Annotated in this window: 24 protein-coding genes and 1 tRNA gene; 11 read left to right on the top strand and 14 right to left on the bottom strand. The window is 59.0% G+C overall.

The features are described from left to right. Positions 1 to 14 precede the first annotated feature (14 nt). The 3 genes from AC05K6_RS02420 to AC05K6_RS02430 are packed head-to-tail and all read left to right on the top strand — an operon-like array spanning position 15 to position 2,176. Positions 15 to 1,268: a cysteine desulfurase gene (locus AC05K6_RS02420; RefSeq protein WP_476727654.1), complete on the top strand. Its 1,254-nt coding sequence runs from the start codon at positions 15 to 17 to the stop codon at positions 1,266 to 1,268. Positions 1,269 to 1,284: 16 nt separating this feature from the next. Then, a complete protein-coding gene (gene sufU / locus AC05K6_RS02425) occupies positions 1,285 to 1,749 on the top strand; it encodes a Fe-S cluster assembly sulfur transfer protein SufU (protein ID WP_448307667.1) in 465 nt (154 codons plus the stop codon). A 10-nt stretch (positions 1,750 to 1,759) separates the two neighbouring features. Then, positions 1,760 to 2,176, top strand: a complete 417-nt coding sequence (locus AC05K6_RS02430) for a metal-sulfur cluster assembly factor (RefSeq protein WP_476727655.1) — start codon at positions 1,760 to 1,762, stop codon at positions 2,174 to 2,176. Here the strand turns inward: AC05K6_RS02430 and AC05K6_RS02435 are convergent. After that, complete coding sequence (locus tag AC05K6_RS02435; RefSeq protein ID WP_476727656.1) at positions 2,166 to 3,002, bottom strand: lycopene cyclase family protein; 837 nt, start codon at positions 3,000 to 3,002, stop codon at positions 2,166 to 2,168. The two genes, AC05K6_RS02430 and AC05K6_RS02435, sit on opposite strands and share 11 nt — an antisense overlap. Positions 3,003 to 3,697: 695 nt before the next feature. Here AC05K6_RS02435 and AC05K6_RS02440 point away from each other — a divergent pair. Next, positions 3,698 to 5,329, top strand: a complete 1,632-nt coding sequence (locus tag AC05K6_RS02440) for an ABC-F family ATP-binding cassette domain-containing protein (RefSeq protein ID WP_476727657.1) — start codon at positions 3,698 to 3,700, stop codon at positions 5,327 to 5,329. Here the strand turns inward: AC05K6_RS02440 and AC05K6_RS02445 are convergent. Continuing rightward, a complete protein-coding gene (locus AC05K6_RS02445; RefSeq protein WP_476727658.1) occupies positions 5,326 to 6,069 on the bottom strand; it encodes a glutamine amidotransferase in 744 nt (247 codons plus the stop codon). The genes AC05K6_RS02440 and AC05K6_RS02445 overlap by 4 nt on opposite strands. 37 nt (positions 6,070 to 6,106) lie before the next feature. Next, positions 6,107 to 9,490 carry an indolepyruvate ferredoxin oxidoreductase family protein gene (locus AC05K6_RS02450; RefSeq protein WP_476727659.1) on the bottom strand — a complete coding sequence of 1,128 codons (3,384 nt, stop codon included), beginning with the start codon at positions 9,488 to 9,490 and terminating at the stop codon, positions 6,107 to 6,109. A 238-nt stretch (positions 9,491 to 9,728) separates the two neighbouring features. Between AC05K6_RS02450 and AC05K6_RS02455 the strand changes: the two genes are divergently transcribed. Beyond that, on the top strand, positions 9,729 to 10,208 hold the full coding sequence (locus AC05K6_RS02455) for an Lrp/AsnC family transcriptional regulator (protein WP_476727660.1): 480 nt from the start codon (positions 9,729 to 9,731) through the stop codon (positions 10,206 to 10,208). Here the strand turns inward: AC05K6_RS02455 and AC05K6_RS02460 are convergent. The 5 genes from AC05K6_RS02460 to acnA all read right to left on the bottom strand — a co-directional run bounded on the left by AC05K6_RS02460 (position 10,185) and on the right by acnA (position 16,208). Beyond that, positions 10,185 to 10,943 carry a hypothetical protein gene (locus tag AC05K6_RS02460; protein ID WP_476727661.1) on the bottom strand — a complete coding sequence of 253 codons (759 nt, stop codon included), beginning with the start codon at positions 10,941 to 10,943 and terminating at the stop codon, positions 10,185 to 10,187. The genes AC05K6_RS02455 and AC05K6_RS02460 overlap by 24 nt on opposite strands. Before the next feature lie 59 nt (positions 10,944 to 11,002). After that, entirely contained in the window at positions 11,003 to 12,376 is a 1,374-nt protein-coding gene (locus AC05K6_RS02465) for a PFL family protein (RefSeq protein WP_293791246.1), read from the bottom strand. 18 nt (positions 12,377 to 12,394) lie between these two features. Next, positions 12,395 to 12,664 carry an ACT domain-containing protein gene (locus tag AC05K6_RS02470; protein WP_476727662.1) on the bottom strand — a complete coding sequence of 90 codons (270 nt, stop codon included), beginning with the start codon at positions 12,662 to 12,664 and terminating at the stop codon, positions 12,395 to 12,397. A gap of 31 nt (positions 12,665 to 12,695) precedes the next feature. Continuing rightward, positions 12,696 to 13,241 (bottom strand): TetR/AcrR family transcriptional regulator, encoded by a 546-nt coding sequence (locus tag AC05K6_RS02475; protein WP_476727663.1) that lies wholly within the window; start codon positions 13,239 to 13,241, stop codon positions 12,696 to 12,698. Positions 13,242 to 13,397: 156 nt separating this feature from the next. Beyond that, positions 13,398 to 16,208, bottom strand: coding sequence for an aconitate hydratase AcnA (acnA, locus tag AC05K6_RS02480; RefSeq protein WP_476727664.1), 2,811 nt, complete (start codon positions 16,206 to 16,208; stop codon positions 13,398 to 13,400). Positions 16,209 to 16,457: 249 nt separating this feature from the next. Between acnA and AC05K6_RS02485 the strand changes: the two genes are divergently transcribed. Then, positions 16,458 to 16,985 carry an Rv1476 family membrane protein gene (locus tag AC05K6_RS02485; RefSeq protein WP_473963300.1) on the top strand — a complete coding sequence of 176 codons (528 nt, stop codon included), beginning with the start codon at positions 16,458 to 16,460 and terminating at the stop codon, positions 16,983 to 16,985. 401 nt (positions 16,986 to 17,386) lie between these two features. Further along, positions 17,387 to 19,288 carry a DIP1281 family NlpC/P60 protein gene (locus tag AC05K6_RS02490; protein WP_476727665.1) on the top strand — a complete coding sequence of 634 codons (1,902 nt, stop codon included), beginning with the start codon at positions 17,387 to 17,389 and terminating at the stop codon, positions 19,286 to 19,288. A gap of 6 nt (positions 19,289 to 19,294) precedes the next feature. On the opposite strand, the gene AC05K6_RS02495 is transcribed toward AC05K6_RS02490, so the two are convergent. Next, on the bottom strand, positions 19,295 to 20,071 hold the full coding sequence (locus tag AC05K6_RS02495) for a hypothetical protein (protein ID WP_476727666.1): 777 nt from the start codon (positions 20,069 to 20,071) through the stop codon (positions 19,295 to 19,297). 25 nt (positions 20,072 to 20,096) lie between these two features. On the opposite strand from AC05K6_RS02495, the gene AC05K6_RS02500 reads away from it, so the two are divergent. The 3 genes from AC05K6_RS02500 to AC05K6_RS02510 are packed head-to-tail and all read left to right on the top strand — an operon-like array spanning position 20,097 to position 22,582. Continuing rightward, positions 20,097 to 20,927 (top strand): DUF3097 domain-containing protein, encoded by an 831-nt coding sequence (locus tag AC05K6_RS02500; RefSeq protein ID WP_476727667.1) that lies wholly within the window; start codon positions 20,097 to 20,099, stop codon positions 20,925 to 20,927. Between the two features lie 22 nt (positions 20,928 to 20,949). Further along, positions 20,950 to 21,390 (top strand): NfeD family protein, encoded by a 441-nt coding sequence (locus AC05K6_RS02505; protein WP_293791238.1) that lies wholly within the window; start codon positions 20,950 to 20,952, stop codon positions 21,388 to 21,390. 16 nt (positions 21,391 to 21,406) lie between these two features. Beyond that, positions 21,407 to 22,582, top strand: a complete 1,176-nt coding sequence (locus AC05K6_RS02510; protein WP_293791237.1) for an SPFH domain-containing protein — start codon at positions 21,407 to 21,409, stop codon at positions 22,580 to 22,582. Here AC05K6_RS02510 and AC05K6_RS02515 read toward each other — a convergent pair. From AC05K6_RS02515 to AC05K6_RS02525, 3 genes are all read right to left on the bottom strand, one after another. Further along, on the bottom strand, positions 22,579 to 23,199 hold the full coding sequence (locus AC05K6_RS02515; RefSeq protein ID WP_448307683.1) for a DNA-binding protein: 621 nt from the start codon (positions 23,197 to 23,199) through the stop codon (positions 22,579 to 22,581). The genes AC05K6_RS02510 and AC05K6_RS02515 overlap by 4 nt on opposite strands. A 5-nt stretch (positions 23,200 to 23,204) precedes the next feature. Beyond that, a complete protein-coding gene (locus tag AC05K6_RS02520) occupies positions 23,205 to 23,822 on the bottom strand; it encodes a TVP38/TMEM64 family protein (protein ID WP_476727668.1) in 618 nt (205 codons plus the stop codon). A 100-nt stretch (positions 23,823 to 23,922) separates the two neighbouring features. Further along, positions 23,923 to 24,008: transfer RNA gene (locus AC05K6_RS02525), tRNA-Leu, on the bottom strand. A 151-nt stretch (positions 24,009 to 24,159) separates the two neighbouring features. Between AC05K6_RS02525 and AC05K6_RS02530 the strand changes: the two genes are divergently transcribed. Continuing rightward, on the top strand, positions 24,160 to 24,717 hold the full coding sequence (locus AC05K6_RS02530) for a YbhB/YbcL family Raf kinase inhibitor-like protein (protein WP_476727669.1): 558 nt from the start codon (positions 24,160 to 24,162) through the stop codon (positions 24,715 to 24,717). On the opposite strand, the gene AC05K6_RS02535 is transcribed toward AC05K6_RS02530, so the two are convergent. Both AC05K6_RS02535 and AC05K6_RS02540 read right to left on the bottom strand, forming a co-directional pair. Beyond that, positions 24,714 to 25,817: a quinone-dependent dihydroorotate dehydrogenase gene (locus AC05K6_RS02535; RefSeq protein ID WP_476727670.1), complete on the bottom strand. Its 1,104-nt coding sequence runs from the start codon at positions 25,815 to 25,817 to the stop codon at positions 24,714 to 24,716. The genes AC05K6_RS02530 and AC05K6_RS02535 overlap by 4 nt on opposite strands. A gap of 27 nt (positions 25,818 to 25,844) precedes the next feature. Continuing rightward, positions 25,845 to 26,963 carry a hypothetical protein gene (locus AC05K6_RS02540; protein WP_476727671.1) on the bottom strand — a complete coding sequence of 373 codons (1,119 nt, stop codon included), beginning with the start codon at positions 26,961 to 26,963 and terminating at the stop codon, positions 25,845 to 25,847. Positions 26,964 to 26,997: the final 34 nt, after the last annotated feature.

Here is a 26,997-nt window from a genome sequence, read left to right on the forward strand (position 1 = left end):
GAAAGTGTGAACTTGTGAGTTCAAACGGTTCCCTGGACACCGCGAAGATCCGCAGCGACTTCCCGATCCTGTCGCGCACTGTGCGCGATGGCAAGAAGTTGGTCTATCTGGATTCCGGCGCCACCGCGCAGCGACCTGTGCAGGTGCTCGATGCGGAACGGGAATTCCTGACCACCCACAACGCCCCTGTGCACCGTGGTGCCTACGAAATCGCGGAGGAGGCCACGGAGGCATACGAGTCCGCGCGAGAGGCTATAGCGGCCTTCGTTGGAGCAGAGGATCGCGAGATCGCGTTTACCAAGAATGCTACAGAGGCATTGAATGAGGTCGCGTATATGTTGGGCGACCCAAGGTCGGGGGAGCTGCAGGTCAGCGCTGGCGATGAGATCGTCGTCTCTGAGCTGGAGCACCATGCCAACCTGGTGCCGTGGCAGGAACTCGCCCAGCGTACCGGGGCTACGTTGAAGTGGTACTCGGCCACCTCAGACGGTCGAATTGACCTCGATAGCCTTCAACTCAGCGAACGCACCAAGGTCGTGGCGCTAACGCACCAGTCCAATGTCACAGGTGCTGTTTTGGACGTGGCCGAGGCCGTGCGACGCGCCCGCGCTGTGGATGCCATCTTTGTATTGGACGCATGCCAGTCCGTGCCGCACATGCCCGTGGATTTCCATGAGCTAGATGTAGATTTCGCTGCATTCTCAGGCCACAAGATGCTGGGACCTAATGGCGTCGGCGTGCTCTACGGCAAGTCTCAGCACATGGATCAGCTACCGCCTTTCTTGACCGGCGGTTCGATGGTGGAGAAAGTGACGATGGAAGGCACCACGTTCACCGAAGCTCCACAGCGTTTCGAGGCTGGAACGCAAATGACCTCACAGGTCGTCGGACTCGGTGCAGCGGTGACCTACCTCAATGAACTTGGCATGGAAAAGGTTGCAGAGCACGAAGCTGAGATCACCGCCTACGCGCTCAAGCAGCTGCAGACCATCGATGGCCTCCGCATTATCGGCCCCACTGACACTCAGAATCGTGGTAGTGCGCTGAGCTTTGTCGTCGAGGGCATTCACCCGCACGACCTAGGCCAGGTTGTCGATGACCAAGGCGTATGTATTCGCGTAGGTCACCACTGCGCATGGCCGGTGCACACGTGCATGGGAGTACAGGCAACTGCCCGCGCTAGCTTCTACATTTACAATGACCTCTCGGAGGTCGACGCGCTAGTTGCGGCCATCGCAAAGGCACAGGAATTTTTCGGAACCGCATAAGGGGATCCACGGTCACATGAAACTAGAACAGATGTACCAGGAAGTGATCCTGGACCACTACAAGCACCCGCAGCACGCTGGCCTGCGCGAACCTTTCGAATCTGAGGTGCACCATGTCAACACGTCGTGTGGTGATGAGTTGACACTGCGCCTGCATCTTAGTGAGGACAACCAAACCGTGGAGGATATCTCCTATGATGCGGTGGGTTGTTCCATCAGCCAGGCATCCACGTCCGTTATGGCGGAGGAATTGGTTGGCCGCCCGGTCGAAGAGGCCTTCGCCAAGCTCGCCGAGTTTGAGCGCATGGTGACTTCTCGCGGCAAGATCGAAGGCGACGATGACATCATCGGCGACGGTGTCGCCTTCGCGGGCGTATCAAAATACCCGGCACGAGTGAAGTGCGCTCTTCTCGGCTGGAAAGCCTTTGAGGCCGCCGCTACTGAGGCCGGCGTAGCCCCCGAAACCCACGACGCAGAGTAAGGAACCTACCATGACTGACAATGCAAACGCTGCAGAGCCCACCGCACCGGAGATGGATCCCTCGCCGTTGGACAAGGCTCCGCAGGGTCCCTCCGAGCGCAGCCCGGAAGACATGGCCATTGCTGGGAAGGTGGAAGAGCATCTGCTGGACGTTATCGATCCCGAGCTGGGTATCAACGTTATTGACCTGGGGTTGGTCTACGACCTCTGGATCGAGGGCAAGAAGGCTGTTATGAACATGACCTTGACCTCCCCGGCCTGCCCGCTGCAGGATGTGCTGGAAGATCAGGCACGCGATGCTGTACTGAGCAACGTCGAAGAGGTCACCGACCTGCAGATCAATTGGGTATGGAGCCCGGCTTGGGGCCCGCACATGATTAACGAGGAGGGTCGCGAACAGCTGCGCTTCCTCGGTTTCACCGTCTAGCCCACACCGCTTGTGCCACCGACCACGGTTGGCAAAACAGCGGTCGCAGGAATTTGTGCCGCAGCCCCGCTCCCTTCCGCAGCGCCCACATTGTGCGTGCCACCGCTAGGCCATCCCGTCCGGTGAGGTACGCCAGTTGCTGACGTGTATCGAGAGCAAAGAAGTGCCCGAAGAAGTCCTTCAAGGTTTCCCCATCAGCTCGCGCAATCAGCTCCCCACCGATTTGTCGCAATGTGTAGGCGGCCCAACCGCCGAGCGGTCGATCGTCCAGGAATTCATCTACTGCCTCTAACGCATGGCCTAGCGAATAGCCCGTTGCCGGGTTAATGAACCCTGCAGCGGCACCGAATTTCTTTCCTTTGTGACGCCGCTGCGTCCCCATTGGAATCGACACCTGTTCTTCGCGTATCACCTGTTCCTCGGTGAGGCGTTTCCATGAGCACCGCTGAGCCAGCCGTTCCCTCAGAAGCGTGAATAATTCCTGCTGGCTGGCCGGATCTGCATTACAGTGCGTCGCCAGGATCGTTTCCTCAAACAGCCAGCCCTCGCTTGTGCGTTGGGCATAGAAGAAGCTGGGCGGGGCTGAGGGATCTTTCAGATCGGGAACGCCCCAATCCATGAGAACTCCGTTTGCTTTCGGGTGTGTGGGAGCGAAGTCAAAGTTATCGAAGGGGAAAAACCACCCCACCGCAAGCTGCCACAGAGCAGCGTCTGTGCGCGGAGCACCGGTGCAATCAATGGCTGACATGCCGTCGGGGAGTGCCTCTGGAATGATCTGCACACCATACCTGTCTAGCGCCTCGACGACAGCTTCCTGATCGAGCATGCGGTTTGTGAAGCCAAGCACACGTTGTCTCGGCGGCGATCCCGCAGCGATTCCTAATGGCGTCGGCGGGCCAAATAGGGGGTCTGCCCAAGAAGGGATCTGTGGGGTGAACACTCCGTAGGTACCCGGAAATGGGGTAGGGCTGCCCACTGTAAAAGAGGGATCGTATGCAACAATTGAGAACCCACGTTGAACTGCTCGTATAGCAAGCAAAGCCGCAGCGGGGCCGAACCCTTTAAGCACTAGCTGCCGACCCACAGAAACTCCTTTCTGGAAGTGGAAATGTGGCGGAGATTACTGGGTTTACCCCCGAACTTACAGCACCGTGGTTTACTTATATTGTTCTAAGACACACCGCTAGGTTATCGAGAGAGCTACAACTATAAGAACTACCTAATAGAAACTAAAGTGGCCGTAGTTCAGGTTTAGGTTGAGTGTTTGGGGGACAGGTACCGCAGGATATGTAACGCTTAGCCTGCGCAACCTGAACACAGTTTCTAACATAAACATTGTCCTACTCGGTACGAACATACCGTTAAAGTGGGGCAATGAAGAATGGGGGGAATGAAATACAGGCCCCGTCGACGACAGACAGGCCAGCGACTCGGGGGCTGTGGGGATCCCGAGTAACGCAGCGCCAGTGTTAATGGGGTGGGGAGGGTCGTCGGCGGGGATGACTGATAGGCTTCTTCCTTGTGATTGTTACTAATGACCTCGAGGTTCGGGTGGGGGCCCGAACTCTGCTGAACGCCCCCGGGCAGCACCTACGCGTACAGCCTGGCGACCGCATCGGCCTGGTCGGACGCAACGGCGCGGGAAAGACTACTACAATGCGCATCCTAGCTGGCGAAGGCGAACCCTACGGCGGCTCTGTCACTCGCAGCGGCGAGATGGGCTATCTTCCACAGGATTCAAAAGAGGGAGATATTGAGCAGACCGCGCGCGATCGCGTGCTTTCCGCCCGCGGCCTCGACCGTATTCGCCAATCCATGGAGCGTCAGCAGGAGATCATGGAGACGAGCGAATCAGCTAGCCAGCGGGATGCGGCGATTCTAAAGTACAGCCGTTTGGAGGAGAAATATCACTCCCTCGGTGGCTACGAGGCCGACAGCGAGGCCGCACAGATTTGCGACTCTCTTGGCCTGCCAAGTCGCATCCTTGACCAGCAGCTCAAGACCCTTTCGGGCGGCCAGCGCCGCCGCGTGGAGCTCGCACAGATCCTCTTTGCAGCCACCGCCGGATCCGGACGCTCTCAGACAACATTGCTGCTTGACGAGCCGACTAACCACCTGGATGCCGATTCCATTACCTGGCTGCGCAGCTTCCTTTCCAAACACGAAGGTGGCCTGATCATGATCAGCCACGATGTGGAACTGTTGGAGGATGTTTGCAACAAGATCTGGTTCCTTGACGCGGTACGGGGTGAAGCCGATGTGTACAACATGGGCTGGTCGAAGTACAAAGATGCCCGCGCCACCGATGAGGCGCGGCGCCGCCGCGAGAAGGCCAATGCCGAGAAGAAGGCCAGCGCACTGAAGCAGCAGGCCGACAAGCTTGGCGCAAAGGCTACCAAGGCGAAGGCTGCCAAGCAGATGGCCGCCCGCGCGGAGAAAATGCTGGGCAGCCTCGATGAGGTGCGCGTGGAGGACCGCGGAGCCAATATCAGCTTCCCGGAGCCGGCCCCCTGTGGCAAAACCCCCATGTTCGCCAAGGGGCTGACCAAGATGTATGGCTCGCTGGAGGTCTTTGCCGGAGTGGATTTGGCAATTGACAAGGGCTCACGCGTGGTCGTGCTGGGCTTCAATGGCGCCGGTAAGACCACACTGCTTAAGCTTCTGGCCGGGGTCGAACGCACCGACGGCGAGGGTGGCATTGTCTCCGGTCATGGCCTAAAGGTCGGCTACTTTGCCCAGGAACACGACACGATCGATCCGGATAAGTCAGTGTGGGCCAATGCCATCGAAGCCTGTCCCGATGCCGGCGAGCAAGATCTTCGCGGCCTGCTGGGCGCCTTTATGTTCTCTGGCGAACAGCTTGATCAGCCAGCTGGCACTCTGTCAGGTGGCGAAAAGACGCGCCTAGCACTGGCCACCCTCGTGAGCTCTCGAGCCAATGTGCTGCTGCTGGACGAGCCGACGAATAACTTGGATCCGCAGTCCCGTGAGCAGGTTCTCGATGCTTTGCGCACCTACACCGGCGCTGTCGTGCTGGTGACACACGACCCAGGCGCGGTAAAGGCTCTGGAGCCGGAGCGAGTCATCGTTTTGCCAGATGGTGTGGAAGATCTGTGGAACGACGATTACATGGAGATCGTCGAACTGGCTTAACCCACCATACCCAGTGAGCTGCGGGAATACTCCACAAAGCGCCGCAGTAGCGAATTCGCCGCGGCTGTGTCCTGCCCTTCAAAGTGGGCGTAGGTCTCTGCAATCTCGGCTGGGTCACAGTAGCCCTCGTCCTCATAAAAACTCAGGCGACGTGTGATGCCCGCAGCATCCATTTCGGGGTGGAATTGGCTAGTCCACACGTTGTCACGATAGCGATAGATCTGCACGGGGCAGGTCTCGCCGGTGGCCAGCAATGTGGCTTCACTCGGCACCTCGGCCACGGAATCCTTGTGCCCCGTCAGCGCGGTGAAACACTGGGGGAGGCCACCAGTGATCGGGTCGATGCGTCCGGCGTCGGTAAGAGAAACCTCGCTAGTGCCGGCTGATTCGGAGTACGCACTATTGACCTCACCATCGAGATAATGCGCCAACATCGAGGTGCCGTAGCACGTGGAGAAGATTCCGAAGCGCTGCCGTTCCGACTCGATGGTGATGAAGTCGACGAGCTTCTGGGAAATGGCCTCCTGCCATTCCACGTCGACTGGGCGGGTGATCGTAAAAGGCGAGCCGCCGATGAATACTCCCTCCACGCCGTCGAAGCTGCCCAGATCGGCTCCGGGATTGTCCAGCGGCCTCTGTTCCAGCTCAGCTGGAGTGAGGCCACTGTAGCTCAGGAAGTCGGCGTATTCCGCCGCGAGCACCTCGGCGCCGCTGCGGGGGCAAAGCAGTACAAAAGTCACAAACGCGACTATAACAGACCGCTTAGTCTATTTACTATTATTTGACGCCATTTCGTGCCAACTTATCCAGCAACTCGTTGGCACTGTCGATCTTCTTCTGCTCGAATCCCCGCACTCCATCGGCCGCTGCTGCCAGTTCAGCCAGTGGAGCTACCTGCTCTGCAGTCTGCAGTTCACGTGCACGTCGCAGGATTTCATCGCGGTATACCTGCACCAGCTCGCGTTCGAGCTTGCGCACCTCCGCATAGCCGAAGATATCCAGGCGAGTACCACGGAGACGCTTGGCCTTGGCTAGGGCCCGTAGAACCGGACGCATGCGTGGACCTAGGCCAATCTTCCGATTCAACCCCAGTGCCCGCAGCAGAGGCGGCTGGAATTGGACAGTGACCTCCGCATTTCCCTGTGCAGCGGCGAAGCCGGGATCCAGTGCAAGACGAGCGACCTCGTATTCATCCTTATAAGCCGAGAGCTTGTGCAGCCCCGCGGCGAAGTTACGGGTGAGCTCGGCCGGGCCATCTGGATTCACCCGTCGCTCATGGGCATACACGGCACGTACGTCAGCCAGGTAGCTTTCGGCGTCCTCCGGCGTACCCCAGCGACCCATTTCGTCGACGTATACGCCGACTTGTTCCACCAAGCTGGCCTCCAGTAGGCGCTCCATCTTCGCGCGAGTACGCGCCAGGGGAGTAACCTCCATGTGCTGGGCGTAGTCTGGTTCTTTGCTCAACAGCTCGATCAGCGCTTCGGGACGGCTCACCAGCTGGCGGCCCCGGCGAAACGCCTGAATATTCATCTCCGCTTTCTTGCCATTGATTCGCAGTGCTTGCTCTATCGACTCCGGCGTCACCGGCAGAGCACCCGCCTGCACTGCGGCACCGACTAGCAGCATGATTTGGAATGTGGACTCACCGAAAAGCTTCGTAGAAACACGGATTGCGTCGGTGATAATCGCCCGCCTTGCCGCGTGACCCAACGCACCCGCAATCTGCACCCCGTTGGGACGAGAAGCGGTGACGTCCGTGCACATCTGACCAGTCGGAGTCGTCGAATCCGAAAGCACCGCGATTGTCCGCGCCGCATTGAGCACCGAGGTGCTCGGATCCTCCGCACCTGTCACTCCATCGAGGGCGATCAACAGATCTGCACTACCGCGCGGCACCGTTCCGGTGTGCTGGCCGATGGTCCTAGAGATACGCAAATCGGAGACTACCGACCCGCCCTTTTGTGCCAGTCCGGTCATGTCCGTACCACGTACTGCGAGGCCATCGAGGTGAGCCGCAGTGGCGATCACCGCAGATGCCGTCATAACTCCTGTGCCACCGACACCCGAGATGCGTACATTCCACGGATGCTTCGCATTGAGGTCACAGGCCGGGGCCGGTTCGAGATCGGTGGCGTCAACACGTGGCACTTCCCGGGGCCGTTCTTCCGACACAACAGTGGTAAATGCTGGGCAATCGCCGGTCAGGCACGAGCGGTCGACGTTGCAGCTTGTCTGGTCAACGCGGGTCTTGCGGCCAAACTGTGTGTCCACAGGCTGGAGGGAAAGGCAGCCGGACTTCTCTCCACAGTCACCACAGCCCTCGCAGATGCGTTCATTGATCACAATCTTCTCAGTTGGTCGGCTGCGCTTATTGCGATTTCGGGCACGGTGCTTTTCCGCGGCACATTCCTGATCGTGGATCAGCACCGATACACCCTTTTGCGCCGTGAGTTCCTTTTGCACCGATGTCAGTTCCTCGCGTGGGCGAACCTGTACCCCGGAACCGCGCAGTATCTTCCGGGTGCGTTGCACATCGTCACTGGTCACAATAATTCTGCCTGGATTCTCGGCACGCACCATATCCACCAGTCCAGCCAGGCTCGGCTGCCCCACAGGATCCTGGCCACCAGTCATTGCCACGGTGCCGTTGTGCAGCAGCTTAAGGGTTACGTTCACCTTTGACGCCACTAGCGCCCGCAGCGCCAGTGATCCAGAGTGCAGGAAGGTTCCGTCGCCCATGTTTTGCACAAAGTGCTCTTCTGTGACGAAGCTGTGCATACCGATCCAGTGTGCACCCTCGCCACCCATCTGAGCCGTGCCCATGACATTGCCCACGCGCTTGTCGTCCATCAGCATCACCATTGCGTGGCAGCCAATTCCAGCCCCCACCAGTGTGTCCTCGTCCGCGCGGGTGGACAGATTGTGCGGACATCCGGAGCAGAAGTGCGGTACGCGATTGGGTACGGCCAATGGCAGGGAGATCCGAGTTGGCCCCGTCGTCGGCCCGGCTACCTCGATACCGTCAGCGCGCAGCACGCGGGGGAGTTGCTTGAGTGGGTCTTGCACATGCTCGATCCGGGGGCGCACCGGCAGATCGTAGAGGCAGGCGCGCACGGATTCCAGCAGGTGAGTGCCCAGTTCCTCTGCGACAATCAGCGTATCCAGTCCGTCACAGAATCGTTCTAGCTCCTGCGGATCCAATGGAAAAGTCATGGCCAGCTGTAGTACGCGAACCTGCGCATCATCCACAACTTCCGCAACCTCAAGCGACGTATTTCCGGCGCAAATCACGCCGACCCGGTCGCCGTCATTGGCATTCCACCAGCGATTTAGGCAATGCTCGCGCGCATAGTCCAATGCGCGCTGCAGACGTTCACCTACGCGGGTGTCTTCCAAGGCCAAAAGCCGCTTGCCGAGTAGGCGGGCCTCCGGCTCATGTTCGCCGCCGCGTTCTACCCCACGGGGAGACGTGGCCTCCTTGATTGCCTCCAGATCCACACTGGCTGATCCATCCGCAACGGGTGTAGTAATCCGCAACGCCGTCCACAGTCCGCTATAGCGAGACATCCACGCGGCGTGCGCGCCAAGGCGCAGAATGTCGCCCGCATCGACGGGCACCAACGTGGGCATGCCCAGATCAGCCAAGATACGCCCGGAAGCCGAGGGGATGGTGGAGGACTTCGCGGTCGGGTCGTCGCCTACGAAGGCCACCGCTCCACCCGTTCCGCTGGTACCGGTCATGTTTGCATGTCGAAAGGCATCAGCAGCGCGATCGAGTCCCGGCGCCTTTCCGTACCAATAACCGACCACGCCATCGACCCCAGGCTTTACGGTTGCCCGTGCAGTCATTTGCGATCCCGCGACAGCGGTGACACCCAGCTCTTCATTGACGGCGGGGAAGTGCTGCACGTCAAAATCCTTGAGCAACGAGCCGCGGCGCCCCAGCTCGAGATCGTATCCACCCAGCGGGGATCCCTCGTAGCCGGAAATGAAGCTGGAAGTCTTTAAGCCCATATCGCGGTCTGCCTCTGCACGATCCAGCACTGTCCGTACCAAAGCCTGGATACCGGTCAGATGGATATTTCCCGTTTTCTCGCGGTATCGCGACTGGGTGTAGTCGGGGAGTTGCTGAGTCGTGGGGATGAAGGTCGAGGTCATCGCTGTTCACCCTTTCATGCGTGCGGAAAATGTGTTTCGAATCACACTAGGGCGATGAAGGGGTCAAACTTAAGCAGGCTCCCAAAAATAGTTCACTTAGCAAATATTTCTAGCTAACCCACCTTGAGAACTAGGCCAATGGCCTAGAATCTCATTCAACATAGAACATATTTGCTGACAAAAGTAGATACTTTTTAACAACAGGCCTTAATGGGCGTCACAAGGAACGAGAGCGCTAATGCGAGACCTTGACGAAACAGACATCAAACTCTGTGTACTGCTGAGCGAACGCCCAAAAGCTGGGGTGCGAGAGTATGCGCGTGTGCTCGGCGTCGCGCGTGCGACCGTCAGTAGCCGCATGGAAAAGTTGATGGACAGGGGAGTGATCAGTAGCTTTGCGCCACACTTCCACCCCGGAGCCTTGGGTTTTCCTTTAGGTGCCTTTGTCCATGTCACGTTGGACCAGCGCACCCTCGACCGCGTCACGGCCGAGTTTGCGAAGATACCGTGGATTACCGAGGCTCATTCACTCGCCGGTCCTTATGACCTCACCTGCAAGGTGGTGGCACGTGATCATGGCCACCTCGAACAAATCACTCTGAAGCTACAAGAGGTTAAAGGGGTTCAACGAACCCGGACGGAGATCATCCTGCGGGACCGGATCCCCGCCCGGCACAGCCAGCTCTTGCAGGCCCTATCGGATTTGCGCGACCTCTAGAGCTGCCTTGACCTGCTTTGCGGAAAGATCCGTGGCAATCGTCGCAGTCTCTGGCTGGCCAGCGATATAACGGCAGATGGTCCAGCCATTTGTGTACTCCGGCTCCAGCACATCCATCGGCCCTTCTGCCATTCGCAGGTTGTAGGCGTGGCCGTTCCAGTCGGCAGGAGCATTGAACTCTCCGGTGCGGAAGGTGAAGGGTTGAAGGCCATCCGTTGGATAAGCCTGAGCCATAGCCTTGTAATAAAACCGACGGTCAGTGTTAGTGGTATCGCCATTGTCGTTGTGGGTCGACACTCGCGAGATCCACACCCCTCCGACCCGTACGGGGGCAAAGCGCAGCCAGCCATTTCCCCAAGCCTTACCTAGAATCTGCAGGCGGCCACGTCGCTTTCTTGCACTATAAAAGGCAATACCTGCCATCAACAGACCAATAGCTGAAAGCACAATGCCAATCACCGTGGATTGCGTTCCACCACGGAGCCCCAAGAAGCCGCTGAAGAGCACCAGGCATCCTCCCACGCACAACACTGCCGTTTGCACCACGCTAAAACCCGCAGCGTTCCCCGCCACCGGCATGCGCCCGCTATTCGACAAGGCGGCGTTAATTGCCGCCGAACCCGCAGGCAGAGAGCAACGCTCGTCGAAGGTACCGGCCTGGGCGCCCCGCACCAGACCATCCGCTGGGTCGTCGATTACGACCGACGAGCGACCGTACTGAAAGATCTCCACCATGTGCCGAACCACTCCTTGCTTGTTTTATGTTTCAGCTAGTTTTTAGGTTCCGCAAGTTCCTAATTCCGATAACCGTGCAACGGCGCCGGAATAAAGCCACCGCGGTTGATAAACTCCGCGCTGCTGACCTGATTGACGCCGATTACCGGCGCATAGCCCAGCAGACCACCAAAGTCCACGTTATCGCCCACCTTGGTTCCCACCGCGGGGATAACACGCACAGCGGTCGTCTTGTGGTTCATCACGCCAATGGCAGCCTCGTCTGCGATCATGCCTGCAATCGATTCCGCGGGCGTATCGCCAGGAATAGCGATCATGTCCAGCCCCACAGAGCAGATTGCCGTCATCGCTTCCAGCTTGTCGATGCTTATCGCACCGCTGCGCACTGCGTCGATCATTCCCTTGTCCTCCGAAACCGGGATGAAGGATCCGGACAATCCACCGACGCGTGAACAGGCCATCATGCCGCCCTTCTTCACTGCGTCGTTGAGTAGAGCCAGGGCAGCAGTGGTGCCATGCGTACCAACCTGGCCGAGCCCCATATGCTCCAGGATATGCGCCACCGAATCGCCAAGTTCTGCCGTCGGGGCCAACGAGAGGTCGACAATGCCGAAGGGAACTCCCAGGCGCTGTGCGGCCATGACACCCACCAGCTGACCCGTGCGGGTGATCTTAAATGCAGCGCGCTTGATCTCCTCAGACACCTCGTTCAACGTCGCGCCGGTCATCCCGGCTACTGCGCGATCCACCACACCAGGGCCAGATACGCCCACGTTGATTACGCAATCTGGCTCCTCCACACCGTGGTAAGCACCCGCCATGAACGGATTATCGGACACGGAGTTGGCGAACACCACGAGCTTTGCGCAGGCCAGTGTGCCACTGGAACCGTAGGTAGAGCAGTCCTTAATGACCTGCCCCATCTCGCGAACAGCATTCATATTGATGCCTGCTTTAGAGCTACCCACATTAACGGAGGCACACACGACATCGGTCTCATTCAGCGCCTCCGGCAGAGAGCGAATCAGATCCAACTCACCTCGTGTTGCGCCCTTTTCAACCAGTGCGGAATAGCCACCGATGAAGTTCACACCCACTTCATTTGCAGCCCGGTTTAGAGCCTCGGCGATGCGCACTGGATTGCCTTCCACTGCGGATGCGAGAATTCCCACAGGAGTGACAGAGATGCGCTTGTTAACGATCGGAATACCCAGCTCGCGCTCGATTCCTTGGCACACCGGCACGAGGCTGCGGGCATAGTCCACCACGCGCTCGTACACTGCCTCCGCGGTCGCCTGCATCGTCTCGCGAATACACGGCATAAGGTTGATGCCCATCGTCACCGTTCGAATATCGAGACGGTACTTCTCGATCATTTCGATGGTTTCGAGGATGTTGTTGCTCTGGTTTGTGACGCCACGACGTGGATTCATGTTCTAACCCCCGAACCCTTAAACGTCGTGCATGGCGGAGAAGATCGACTCCGACTGCACCCTAATAACCAGCTTTTCTTTCTTCTCGACCACCGCCATGCGATCCTGCACATCGGCGATGCCGAATTTCGTGTCGTCAATGCGCACATGCAGAATCATGGTGAAGTAGTCGTCCATGATGGTTTGGGAGACGTTGAGAATGTTGACGTCTAGTTCTGCCAGGGCGGTGGACACGGCAGCGATAATTCCGGTGTGATCCAGCCCGGTCACGGTCATGATTGCAATCATGTACTACATGCTACTCACCGGGCCAGACGACTTATTGGCCGGGGGAACGCAGGGCCCCTTCCACGAAATCCAGGGCATCAGATAACCCTTCCGTCCCCTGGAGCTGCGCGAGTCTGCCCAAAACGCCCTCCAACACCAACTCCAGGGTTTGAGCAATGGTCTCGATCTCTACGTCAGCACGAATCCTGCCGCTGGCGCGCTGCTCCCGTAGTCGGGTGCGCACGGTTTCCTTTAGCGCCAGCTGATCCAACTCCCACTTCGCTGCAAAGCAGGGGTCAATGTTGACGCGGCGAGTGATTTCAACTCGCATTCCCCACCAGTCTGTCAAGTCTTTTGACTTGACAAGCGTGCGGATTGCGCCGATTAGGCCTTCATCTGCAGCGAGCTCGGCCATTTTGCGCATATCCTCATGAGCCACCTCTAAAAACAGGTGATCCTTGTTTTGGTAGTGGTGGAAGATCGCACCGCGGGACTTGCCAGTGGCTTCCTCTAGGCGGGCGACGGTGGCTCCGTCGTAGCCGAAGGTCGCGAAGCAGTGGCGGGCGCCGGCGAGAATCTCGACCTTTCGCTCTGCCAAATCTCTGTCGCTTACTTTGGGCATCTGGGTTTAACCTTCTGTGGGAGTAAAAGCAAAAGGGGCAGTGACCAACGCTGGTCTTCCCGCTAGGGAAGAGGCGCTATGGTCACCGCCCTGTCATGACTATCGCCACGGCGCGTAAGGGTTTTTAAGTCCTTACTTGTCGGACATCATGTTGCGCAGAACGAACTGCAGGATGCCGCCGTTTCGGTAGTAGTCTGCCTCACCGGGGGTATCGATGCGGGTGACGGCATCGAACTCAATCTTCTCGCCGTTTTCCTTGGTGGCAGTTACCTTGACGGTCTTCGGGGTGGAGCCGTTGTTCAGCTCCTCGATGCCCTCGATGTCGAAGGTCTCGGTGCCCTCGATACCCAGGGACTTCCAGGACTCGCCCTCCGGGAACTGCAGCGGAACAACGCCCATGCCGATCAGGTTGGAGCGGTGGATGCGCTCGAAGGACTCGGCGATGACGGCCTTAACGCCCAGCAGCAGGGTGCCCTTAGCAGCCCAGTCGCGGGAGGAGCCGGTGCCGTATTCCTTACCACCCAGAACAACCAGCGGGGTGTTTTCCTTCTGGTAGTTCATTGCAGCGTCGTAGATGAAGGACTGCGGGCCACCCTCCTGGGTGAAGTCGCGGGTGTAACCGCCGCTTACGCCGTCCAGCAGCTGGTTCTGCAGGCGGATGTTGGCGAAGGTACCGCGAACCATGACCTCGTGGTTACCACGACGTGCGCCCAGGGAGTTGTAGTCCTTGCGCTCCACACCATTGGCATCCAGGTACTGCGCGGCCGGGGTGCCGGGCTTAATGGTGGATGCGGGGGAGATGTGGTCGGTGGTCACGGAGTCGCCCAGCAGAGCCAGAACGCGTGCGCCCTTGACGTCGTTGACAGCCTCCGGCTCCTTGCTCATGCCGTCGAAGTACGGAGCCTTGCGGATGTAGGTGGAGTTCGGATCCCAAGCGAAGGTCTTGCCGGACGGAGCCTCCAGGGAGCGCCAGCGCTCGTCACCCTCGAAGACATTTGCGTAGTCCTCGGTGTACAGATCCTTGGTGATGGAGGAAGCGATGACATCCTCGATGTCCTGGGTGGACGGCCAGATGTCCTTCAGGAAGACATCGTTGCCATCCTGATCCTGGCCCAGCGGCTGGGTCTCGAAATCGAAGTCCATCGTACCGGCGATGGCGTATGCGATAACCAGGATCGGGGAAGCCAAGTAGTTCATCTTGACGTCCGGGTTGATACGACCCTCGAAGTTACGGTTACCGGAAAGCACGGCGGTAGCGGCCAGGTCGCCCTCATTGATGCCTGCGGAGATTTCCTCCGGCAGCGGGCCAGAGTTACCGATACAGGTGGTGCAGCCGTAGCCGACCAGGTAGAAGCCCATAGCCTCCAGGTCCTTCCACAGGCCAGCCTTCTCGTAGTAGCCGTTAACAACCTGGGAGCCCGGAGCCATAGAGGTCTTAACCCACGGAGCAGCCTTCAGACCCTTAGCAGCGGCGTTGCGAGCCAGCAGACCAGCGCCGACCATGACGGACGGGTTGGAGGTGTTGGTGCAGGAGGTAATGGAGGCGATTGCGACCATACCGTGATCCAGCTCCACGTCCTGACCGTTGTAGTTGACGGTGACCGGGTTGGACGGACGACCCTCTGCGCCAGCGGCTGCGGAAACAACATTGCCCTTCGCATCGGCAGCAGAAGCCGGTGCATCGGCGGTCTGAGAGGAGGTGTTCTCGGTAGCCGGGCCTTCTGCATCGAAGTCCGGGGTAGCAGCGGAAGCATCAGCGTCGACGTAGTTGTGCAGATCCTTGCGGAACTGGGACTTGGCGTCGGTAAGCTCGATGCGATCCTGCGGACGCTTCGGGCCAGCGATGGACGGAACAACGGTGGACAGATCCAGCTCGAGGTACTCGGAGTACTCTGCCTCGTTCTCCGGATCCAGCCACATGCCCTGTGCCTTGGCGTATGCCTCGACACGATCCAGGGTCTCCTGGTCGCGACCGGTCAGCTCCAGGTACTTCACGGTCTCTTCGTCGATCGGGAAAATAGCGGCGGTGGAGCCGAACTCCGGAGACATGTTGCCGATGGTTGCGCGGTTAGCCAGCGGCAGCTCAGCAACGCCCTTGCCGTAGAACTCGACGAACTTACCAACTACGCCATGCTGGCGCAGCATATCGGTGATGGTCAGAACGACGTCGGTGGAGGTGACGCCTGCCTGGATCTCGCCGGTCAGCTTGAAGCCGACTACGCGCGGGATCAGCATGGAGATCGGCTGGCCGAGCATTGCAGCCTCAGCCTCGATGCCGCCAACGCCCCAGCCCAGGATGCCCAGGCCGTTTTCCATGGTGGTGTGGGAGTCGGTACCGACACAGGTGTCAGGGTAAGCCAGGCCGTTGTTGTCGAAGACAGAGCGAGCCAGGTACTCGATGTTCACCTGGTGGACGATGCCGGTTCCCGGAGGAACAACGCGGAAGTTCTCGAAGGCGCCGGTGCCCCAACGCAGGAACTTGTAACGCTCATCGTTGCGCTGGTACTCGATCTCGACGTTCTTCTCCAGAGCGTCTGCATTGCCGAATGCCTCGATAATCACGGAGTGGTCGATGACCATTTCAGCCGGGTTCAGCGGGTTAACGTCGTCAGCCTCGCCGCCCAGAGCCACGACAGCGTCGCGGATGGTTGCCAGGTCAACGATGCAGGCCACGCCGGTGAAGTCCTGCATGATAACGCGGGCCGGGGTGAACTGGATCTCGAAGTTGGGCTCTGCGGAGGGATCCCAGTTGGCGATTGCCTCGATGTGCTCGCGAGTGATGTTCTGGCCATCCTCGTTACGCAGCAGGTTCTCGCCGAGAACCTTCAGGGAGTAGGGAAGCTTCTCCATTCCCGGCACTGCACTCAGCGCGAAGTAGTCATAGGACTTCTCGCCGACCTGCAGGGTGCTCTTGGAATCGAAGGAGTTGATGCTTTCAGCCACAGTGAGCTCCTTTAATCTCTTCTTTTAGTCGATATGTGTCGTCGATGTGGTCGCCGCCGCGCACTAGTCAGCTGCACTAATCAGCTAATGCCTTCGACTACTACGCAAGAGGCTCTGCTTACCATTGTGGCAGCATTGTTCCCGCGACGTCACTCAGAATTTTAACAGTACGTTCGTTCTGCTGCGAATCCTGCGATTTTAAGCGTGTCGTCAGCACCCCCACCCCTATTTCGGTGCTAAAACTGCCCCATGACCGATTCGCACGCCCCCTCTCCTTCGGACGACGTCGCACAGCTCATCGCCTCTCTTGATGACGCCTCAGTGTTCGTCGCCGAAGACTTCCCAACCGAGGTGGAGTCTGGATCAGCCGGCCTAACCAAAAGCCTCAATTCGATTGTCGAGGGCGCCAGTGGGGGAGAATCGGCGTCAAAAATAGGAAAGCTAAAGATCGGGTACATCACACAGGACGGCCCGCTTCATAATAGTTTGCGTGACAAGGCACAGAAGGTTCTCGATGGCACGGACGCAGATACCGTCATCCTGAAGTCTCCTGGGCAGGCGGCAGTCGTATCCGAGAACCTCTCGCGCTACGCGATCGAGTCAAATACGAAGATTCTCCGCGAAGCTAATAGTCACCCTGAGGTAACGCAGGACTTCCTCAATCAGGCCACCGGCTTTGAGGCTCCCACAGGGATGGCAAACGTTGGGGTTTTACTTTCGCTCATTATTGCGGCCGTAATCACCTCGTTATGCAAACTCCGCTCACCGCGGAACTAAATAACAGTTTGAAATAGTCAAGTCTGGGGAATTGACTATCTTTAAGTGCGGATTCAGAAAATCGCGGGATCGACCCATGTAATGCAATGTGACACGCCTACGGTTTTAAAAATGTGACACATCTCACACTTGTAACTTTTTCGTTACTATTCGCAGGTCAAGGCAATTGCCGTTACTTATGTGACTGGTGCGGTTAGTGCGAAATATGTTGTAAAAGTTTACGGCCTTGACTCAAGTGCCCTAGGGTTCCGAGTGTCAACTTTTGAAACGAGTTGAACTCGAAGTGACTTTTGAGAATAGCCCGACGGGACCTGTACTGATCGCATGGGGAAGTGCGAACAGCTGGACCGAGGGTTTCGCTCGCTTCAATCCCAGTTGTAAAAACATCAGGAGAATCGATCGTGACACCACGACCTCAAAGCCGTAAGCGCACAGCGTTGGCAGTAGCAGTTACTGCCGGCGTGACGCTGCAATCCACGACTATGGTTGCCCACGCCGATGACAAGCGCACCGTAGAAAGCTTCCTGGCCGACCTCGTCGGTCAGGTCTCACGCGCAAAGTCTCAGGTATCCGATATGGAAACCGAGATGGGCACTCTTCGCGAAGATGCCAACAAGGCTCGCGTGGACCTCACCAATAGCCAAGGAGCGGCGCAGAAGGCACAGGACAAGGTTGTCTCCGCGCGTGACCGTCTGAAGTCCTCCGATTCTGCTGTCTCGAAGGCTCAGGTGAAGCTGAATGACATTGCACGTTCCGCCTATGCTCAAGGTGGCGACGCTTCCGCTGTTAATCTGGCCGCTAGCGGCAGCGATGCGGTGGGTGACACCCTTGATCGATCCTCCTACATTGAGGCTGCGGCGAAGAAGCAAAAGAGCGAGGTAGATCGTCTCGATCTCGCTCGCACGCAGAATGCCAACGAAGAATCGTCCCTGCGCGACTCCCGCAACAAAGCAAACAGCGCAGTTGACGACGCAGTTGAAAAGTACAACACTGCCCGCACCACGCTGAGCGATAGCCAGAAGAAGCTCTCCGATAAGCAAGCTGAGTACAAGCGACTGCTCAAGGAGAAGAAGAAGGCAGAGAAGGCGCTGCGCGATGCTCGCGCTGCTGTAGAGACTTTCACTAACCTCCACCCGGATGCTTCCAGCTGGGACAAGCGCAAGGTTGCCGAAAAGGCGGCCGAGAAGTCCGGTGCGAAGGTTGAAAAGAGCTCTGAGAAGGCTCCTGAGTCCGCTGGAACTACTGAGACCACTCAGCCTACTGAGACTACTGAGACCACTCAGCCTACTGAGGCTACTGAGACTACTGCGGCTACCGAGGCCACCGAGAGCACCGAAGCTACTCCAGCTTCGGAAGAAACTGGTGAAACCAGCGAGACCAACGAACCTGAATCGAAGCCCGCCAGCTCCTCGCTGGGCAACCCAGCAGGCTTGCCCGAGCTTCCAGCCGAGCTGCAAGGTTCCTACGACCTGAACGCTGGCGGCGATAAGCAGCGTCAGGCTGCAATCGACGGCCTGCGCAAGGCTGGTGAATCCGCTCTGATGGCCGGGTTCTCCACCGCACTTGCCGGAAACCCGGATGGAGCATTGTCCGCCGCTGCTGAAGCGGGGCGCACTACCGCAGGTCAAGAGTACGACCGCGCTATGGGCACCGTGAATAACGCAGCTGCCCCCGCAGGTCCTTCTGCTCCTGAGGATCCCGCAGCTCCTGAGGCACCTGCTGCCGCAGGAACTCCGGCAGATCCCCACGCCGAAGAAGCCGAAGCAGGCACTGAAGAGGCTGCAACCCCGGAAACTCCGGAAGCCCCAGCTGCTCCGGAAACTCCAGCTAACCCCGCCGAGGCTATTGCCGACGCTCTGGATCCGAACGCCCCGGACACCTCCGGTAGTGCAGAGGAAAAGATCGAGCGCGTCATCAAGCGTGCCGAAAGCCAGCTGGGGCAGCCCTATGCCTGGGGTGGCGGTAACTTCTACGGGCCAACCAAGGGCATTCGTGACGGTGGCGTGGCTGACGCCCACGGCGACTACAACAAGATCGGCTTCGACTGCTCTGGTTTGATGATGTACGCCTTCTACAGCGTAGGCGTCGAGCTTCAGCACTACTCCGGCTACCAGTACACTGCCGGTAAGCAGGTACCGTCTTCGCAGGCAAAGCGCGGAGACATGCTGTTCTGGCCCGGCCACGTCGCCCTGTACCTGGGTGATGGCAAGATGATTGAGGCACCGCAGTCCGGTGATGTCGTCAAGGTCTCGGACGTGCGCTGGGGCGGCATGCAGCCCATGGCCGTCCGCATGATCGAGTAAGAAAACCTACCGCAGCAATTCGCGCTGCGCGTAGTCCACAGCCACCATCCGGGCAGTCCTTACTGCCCGGAGCATTGGCATTATATGGGGGTCCAGGCTCGCGCCCACAGCCGAGCGCTTCGTAACTTCCACAATCGCCGCCACATGGTCAGCCCTGGCCATCAATTTGGCCGCCCGATTCGGCACTCCCGGCGGCATCCCCGGTAATCCAAACGCATCATCGAGCGCTCCAACCGCTAACTCTGCTCGTTGAAAAGCCGCTGCACCCATCGGCACATGCCCTGTAGCTCTCACCAATGCTGTCGCCTTGTTGGCAGCCTCACGCAGCAACTGATCAGCCTCACCAGGAGAATAGACCGGCAGGGGTGGGGTAGCGCCTTCCACCTGATGCCACGACCAACTGACCAAGTGGACGTCGATAACTTCAGGGCTCAGTACGTGGCTCACTAAAGGGTCGCGATCAGCGACGATAAGTGACGCCCCCTCGACCCCCACCGGTAGAAGCGCCGCGTCGCCGGGGCCGGAGAGCATCAGTTGAATCAGTGGACGCTCGTCCAACCCGATGGGCGCGTCGTTCGTCACTGCACGAACTTGCGCTAACAACTCCACGAGTCCGCCGCCGTCCGGCTCCAAACGATGATGCTTGCCCTGGGTGGCATGGAAGGCGTCGATCACCTCGTCTGCACTGATAATCCCGTGCAACCACCACGCCAACCACAGGGAGGTGTTCTGGACGGGCGACCACAGTTGCGCCCCAAGCCACGTCGGTACCGGATCAGTCATTTTTCCTAGCCTAAGCTGGTTGCCCATGAGCTTCAATTACGGTGATATCTTGCAGGGTCACGCCCGCAACCAAAAACCCACCTTCCCGCGTGTAACTCCGGAGTTGGGCATGGTGGTGGAAGTGATTGCCGATGATTTCGTCGGTGCGGTAGTGGGCGGGGAGAAGACTGCCGACGGTGACTTCATTCGCTTGGAGGACCGCTATGGAAAGACCCGCCTTTTCAAGCTCCGCGAAGGCGCTTTTCTGCTTGAAGGCAAGCCAATTACCTTGACTCGATTTGTAGATCCCAGGTCGCTCCCTCCGAAGAAGCGAACCTCCAATTCTGGTTCACGGCGCGTGGAAGGCTTGCAAGCGAAGGTGGCGGCACCCTCCCGCATCTGGGTGGAGGGTATCCACGACGCCGCCATCGTCGAACAAGTCTGGGGGCATGATCTGCGCGTGGAAGGTGTGGTTGTGGAGTACTTGGAGGGCCTCGATAACCTTCCTGAACGCCTGGCCGAGTTCCAGCCGTCAGCCACCCGCCGCGTCGGCGTGTTGGCCGATCACCTCGTGGAGGGGACGAAGGAGGCTCGCCTGACCGAGTCCCTGGGACCGCATGTGATGGTCACCGGCCACCCATATATCGATATCTGGGAAGCCGTGAAGCCCGCCAGTGTGGGCATCCGTGCGTGGCCACAGATTCCCCGCGGAATAGATTGGAAGACCGGAGTGTGCCAGGAACTGGGGTGGGGCACCCCACAGGATGGCTGGCGTCGTGTAGCCCGTGCAGCTAAGACGTTTCGCGACCTCGATTCGACACTGATCGGGGCAGTGGAACGACTGATCGATTTCGTGACGGTTCCACCAGAGTACTGACCCAACCATTAGGATCGGAAGCATGGGTCCGATCATTTGGTTAATCGCAGCTGGACTCCTCGCCCTAGGGGAGCTTCTGGTAGCTGATATGTCTTTGCTGATGCTCAGTGCGGCTGCGCTGATCACAGCCGGCGTGTCTTTGGCGGGCATTCCCATATGGCTGGAGATTGTCGTTTTCGGCATCGCCTCTCTGACAACTGTCCTGGCGATCCGACCCATTCTGCGCAAGCGCCTCCTCCGCGCTCGTTCGGTTCAAACTTTCGACGTCAACGAGTTGCAGGGGCAAAGGGCCGAAGTCATCGAACCAGTCTCGGACGAAGTGCAGCACGGCGGTATGGTGCGCGTTGCCGGCGAGCTATGGTCGGCGCGATCGGCGAACCCAGGGGATCGCTATACCCAGGGGGAAACGGTGCAAGTGTTAGAAATTGACGGCACGACGGCCGTCGTGTGGAAGAACAACTAGAGAGTGCTTGAGGCTTATGAACTTTACGATTTTCCTGGTGGTCTTATTGATCATCATCGTGACGCTGGTAGTCAAAATGGTTGCCCTTATCCCGCAGGGCGAGGCGGCCGTTATTGAGCGCTTGGGTACTTATACCCGCACTGTGTCTGGTGGTTTGACGCTCCTAGTCCCCTTTATCGATCGTATTCGCGCCAAGGTCGACACTCGTGAGCAGGTCGTAAGCTTTCCACCGCAGGCTGTAATTACCCAAGATAACCTGACCGTCGCCATCGACACGGTGGTGACCTTCCAGATCAACGATCCGGCTCGCGCCATTTACGGCGTGAACAACTACATCGTGGGCGTGGAACAGATTTCCGTGGCTACCCTGCGCGATGTGGTTGGCGGCATGACCCTGGAGGAAACCCTGACCTCCCGCGAGGTCATCAATCGCCGCCTGCGCGGCGAGCTCGACGCGGCCACCACGAAATGGGGTCTGCGCATTTCCCGCGTTGAACTAAAAGCCATCGATCCGCCGGCATCCATCCAGCAGTCGATGGAGATGCAGATGAAGGCTGACCGCGAAAAGCGCGCCATGATCCTCACGGCCGAGGGGCGCCGCGAATCGGACATTAAGACGGCCGAGGGTGAAAAGCAGGCACGCATTCTTTCCGCCGAAGGCGAAAAGCACGCACACATCCTGGCAGCCGAGGCTGAGCGCCAAGCCGCAATCCTGCGTGCCGAAGGTAACCGTGCAGCCCGGTACCTCGAGGCACAGGGCGAAGCCAAGGCCATTCAGAAGGTCAATGCTGCCATCAAGTCCGCTCAAGTAACCCCGGAGGTACTGGCCTACCAGTACCTGGAAAAGCTACCGGAAATGGCGAAGGGCTCTGCCAACAAGACCTGGATGATCCCAATGCAATTCGGCGACTCCCTCGAGCAATTCGCCAAGGCGCTGGCTAAGAAGGACGACGAGGGCGTGTTCCGCTACGAACCGAAGCCTGTGGATGACGCCACTCGCGAGCAGGCCAACGAGTCGAGCTCCTCGGATTGGTTCAACACTGCTTCTTCGCCGGAGATTGCCGAGGCCGTGGCCGCTGCCAACGCCGTGGCAAATAAGCCTGTGGATCCGGTCGATGAGCCACCGGCTTCTACCCCCGAGCAGCAGCACCCTACCGGCGATTACCCCAATAATCCCTACAATCAGGGCTAATTTCTTAGCTCATCGGCCCTGGCCAGCATGTGCACCGCCAAAGTCCAGCCGGCCTGTTCCGCATGCCACCCGGCGGCGGCCAGCCGCTGGCTCATGGCCTGCTTGCTAATTCCCACAATCTCCGCAGCCTCGGCCTGCAAATGACCAGCGCGCAGCAGAGCAGTGGCCTCCCGGCCTTCCTTGGTACGTCGCGCCAATACGTGCGCCAAAAGGGTGAAAGCCGCCGCGATATCCTGGGCCACTTCCGCAGCCAATCCTGGTGCTATAACTCCTCCCGGCCCAGGTTTTTCAATCCGTACCGAGACTGCGCCTGCGCGCTGAGAGCGCTGAACCGCGCGCGTCGCGGCGCCTATAGCTTCGGCAGCGGAGGACGGGGCGTCACCATCTACATCCGACACCACCGTGCCAATGCCGAGCGCGAAGTCACCCGCCTGCAGTAAAGAGAGCACCAATCCACCAGCCTCATCCGGGCCGGGCGCAATACAGACGAAGTCGTCAATGCCCTTCATCTCCACGGAATCAACCATCGAGGACTGCTCCAGCGCCGCCGCGACATCGCGTACATATTCCCCACGACGCTGAGAGCGGCCCCTATACGCGGCATACACGGCAAACATAAGTATTAATTTACTTCATTAGCCTTGCTGACTTTGCTGAGGCGTCGCCAGAGCCGAATCTCGTTGGCTGCCAGGGCAAAACCAACACAGACCACAACAAAACTCACGAGCAGAATCCAGGGTCGGCCCCCCATTGCCAGAGCATCAGAGGCCATAGCCGTGGCGATCGTATTCGGAGCCGATCCCACAACCGTCGCAGCGAGGTACGGGACGAAAGGTATAAGGCTAAGTCCGCAGGCGTAGTTAAGAAGCGAAAAGGGGATCGGAGGGACCATACGCAGGCCCAAAACAGCAATCCAACCGCGCTCGGCGATACGCTCCTGCAGCAGCTGAATGCGCTTATCGCTGCGGGTTTTCTTCTCCACCCAGGTGCCTCCCACTGCACGCACCAGCATTAGCGACAGCGCACCAGAAATGCCTACGCCCGTTAAAGCCAGGATGGAACCCCAGAGGGGGCCGAACATCACACCGGCAGCGATAGTCCACATCGTGCGGGGTAGTGGCAGCTGTGTAAAGCCGACCATAAGCAGCAGGTAGGTCAACGGAGCCCAAGGGCCGGTAGACGCCACCCAAGCTCGGATATCGCTGACGGCAGGCTTTGGAACGAAATAAACGAAGGCCACCAGAAGAATGGGTACGAGAACGCTTAGAAAGCGATACCGTAGCTTCAACCCCCACCACGCGCTGAAGGCGCTGGCTACAAAGCGTGGGATTTTCATGTTGTGTCCGGAGGGGGACTTGAACCCCCACGTCCGTTAATAGGACACTAGCACCTCAAGCTAGCGCGTCTGCCATTCCGCCACCCGGACAAGGTTAGGCGCTCACCACATGTGTGGTAGCAACTCCCGTCACTTTAATGCCAAGGGCGGGATTTACACAAATATGCAGGTCAGAACGAGATAGTTGTGTTGGAATAAGCACTTTAGTGCACCCGCGAGAAGCTTTGACTAGCGTGGGGCTATGTCCGAAAACAATGCACAACACCAGCCCACCTACATCGATGATCGCTTCCCCGGCCCCGATCCCTACGCGCCGCTGACGGATCTGCCGCCGTTGCAGGTGACCAGCGAAACCTTTGCTGACGGCGATCGCCTGCCGGAGGATCAACTGGGCGGCAACGATGTTTCGCCCCAGCTGAGCTGGTCTAAGGGGCCGGAGGGCACCAAGACGTACGCGGTGACCTGTTTTGATCCCGACGCCCCTACGGCCAGTGGCTTCTGGCACTGGGCAGTCTTTAATATTCCAGCGGATGTTACCTCCCTGCCTCTCGGTGCAGGGGACGCAGACCTCAGCGGCCTACCAGAAGGAGCAGTGGCGCTACGCGGCGATTCCCGATCCTGGGGTTACTACGGCGCTAACCCGCCGGCGGGTCATGGTCCGCACCGCTACCTATTCGCGGTCCACGCAGTGGGCGAGGAGCTGGACATCGACGACCGTCAGACCTGTACCGTCCTCGGTTTTAACCTGAACTTTAAGGCCACCGCTCGTGGCATTCTGTGGGGCTGGGCCGAAAACTAGGCTTCCTTCCACGGCAACTCGCTGCCCACGGCCTCTGCAATGTTCTGCAGGCCGTGGGCTTTAAGCTGCGCGGCAAGGCCCTGGTGAATCTCGCGGATCCAATCCGGCCCACCGTAGATGAACGGCGTATAGCCCTGGATCAGGCTCGCGCCAGCGCAAATTCGCTCCCATGCTGCACGCGGGGAGTCGATTCCGCCCACGCCGATCAGCACTAGCTTTCCGTCGGCTCGCGCTGCTAAGCGGCGCAAGACCTCTAGTGCGCGGGCCGCCACTGGCGCACCGGAGATACCGCCAGCCCCCATGGCCTGCACCTCATGTGCCGGGGTTTGCAGCCCCTCGCGACTAATGGTGGTGTTCGTCGCGATCAACCCGGTCACTCCCATTTCGATCGCCAGGTCGCAGACCTTGTCGATATCCTCGTCGCTGAGGTCTGGGGCGATCTTTACGAACAAAGGTTTGGAGCTTTCCTCCTGTACAGCGCGGATGATGGGCCGCAGTGATTCCACGGCCTGTAGATCCCGCAAACCCGGGGTGTTGGGGGAGGAGACGTTGATGACCAAGTAGTCGGCCACCCCACCGATAGCTTTAGCGGACTCACGGTAGTCGCGATCCGCAAGTTCGGCGGCCACGATCTTGGACTTACCCAGGTTCGCGCCCACCGGAATGTCGGTGTTGCGCTTCTGTAGGCGCATGGCCGCGGCACGAGACCCCTCATTGTTGAACCCCATTCGGTTGAGGATTGCCTTGTCCGCCGGAAGGCGGAACAGGCGTGGGGTAGGGTTACCCGGCTGCGCCAATGCGGTAACGGTGCCGATCTCCGCGAAGCCGAAGCCCAGCGGCCCCCACGCGTTGACTTCCTTGGCGTCCTTGTCGAAGCCCGCGGCTAGGCCAAGCGGCCGGGGGAAATTCAGCCCGGCAATCTTCTGACTCAGCGATTCATCGTGCACTACTAGCGTCCCATCGAGTGCCGACAGTGCCGTCCTGGAGCCCGCCACCTGCTGTAGGCCTCGGGACATCAGCCCATGAATGCGCTCAGGGCGCAGCGTAAACATTCCCTTCAGCGCAGCTTGATAAGCGCTGTGGCGGATCTTCTTCAACATTGTGTGCTCCTCTTTTTCGTCCCGTTTCTAGTCCCGCTTCACCGGATAGTCATCCTTGGCCTGGCTCTTCATCGACTTGAGGTTCTCCTCAATCTCCTTCGCACTGACGATGTTCACCTTGCCGTTTTCCGCCACGGTCACCAGCGCCCCATTGGCAGCGTCGAAAACCCCGCGAACCTTGCTCTGAGTCTTTACCTGGGCAGCCTTTACTGGCACGCCACTGTCGATGCGATAGGCCTTGACGTCGTTACTACTGGTGGAGGACACCCACGCAAGCTTCCGCTGTGCATCCCATGTGACACCCCAGGGTGTCTTGATCGGAGTGGCCTGGTGTAGACGCACCACATCATTCATGGTGTAGATCAGCAGTTGTCCTTGACGAGCATCGCTGGCCACAACCACACCGTCGTCGCCACGCCCAGAGGCAACCTGCCCCACACCCTGTCCGATACGGAGAGAAGCGTTCAACGAACCATCGTCCACGTCCACATCGTTGATGCTGGTTTGCCCGCGGTCAATCAGTGCTGCGCGCTGGCCACGGTCATGCGGTTTGACCAATACAACCTGGTCCAGGCTACGGCTCACAATGGCGTTGCCGGTCTCTCCACCCTTGTCATCAAAGAAACGAGCCTTATCTTCTCCCGCTTTGCCCAGCACGGCCTTTCCATTGTCCAGGAAGGTCACGGTCGTCACCTTGCCTTCTACGTCCAGGTGGCGTTTTTCCTTCCCATCTGCGCCCAGCTCAATGGCCTTATCCTGACAAGCCACAGCCACGCCGGTGGCGGAGGAGGAGATGTTGTCACAGGAATCGTCAACGTCTATCTGGCGCGGTTCTGCACTGGGATTTGCGGCGTCAATAAAGTGCACTTTGCCCTTCGTGAGCACCGCCACCGCATTCGCACCCGGTGCGTTCTCGTCGGCAGAAAGGCTAACGCGCGCGGCACCTAGTACCGGGCTCTTCACGTCTACAGAATCACCAGATCCGGGCGCGGAATCAGGTCCATCCTGTGGCTCTGCAGGTTCACCGGCAACCGGAGCGCCCTCGACATCGTCATCGGATCCACAGGCGGAAAGGGTTCCCATGGCCAGAGCAGCCACGGCGGTCATACAAAAGGTACGGGTAAAGCGATTGACGTGCACATTCACAAACACCAACGCTACCAGCCCGGCCACGTCACAC

It is taken from the genome of Corynebacterium sp. TUM25020 (assembly GCF_056388495.1).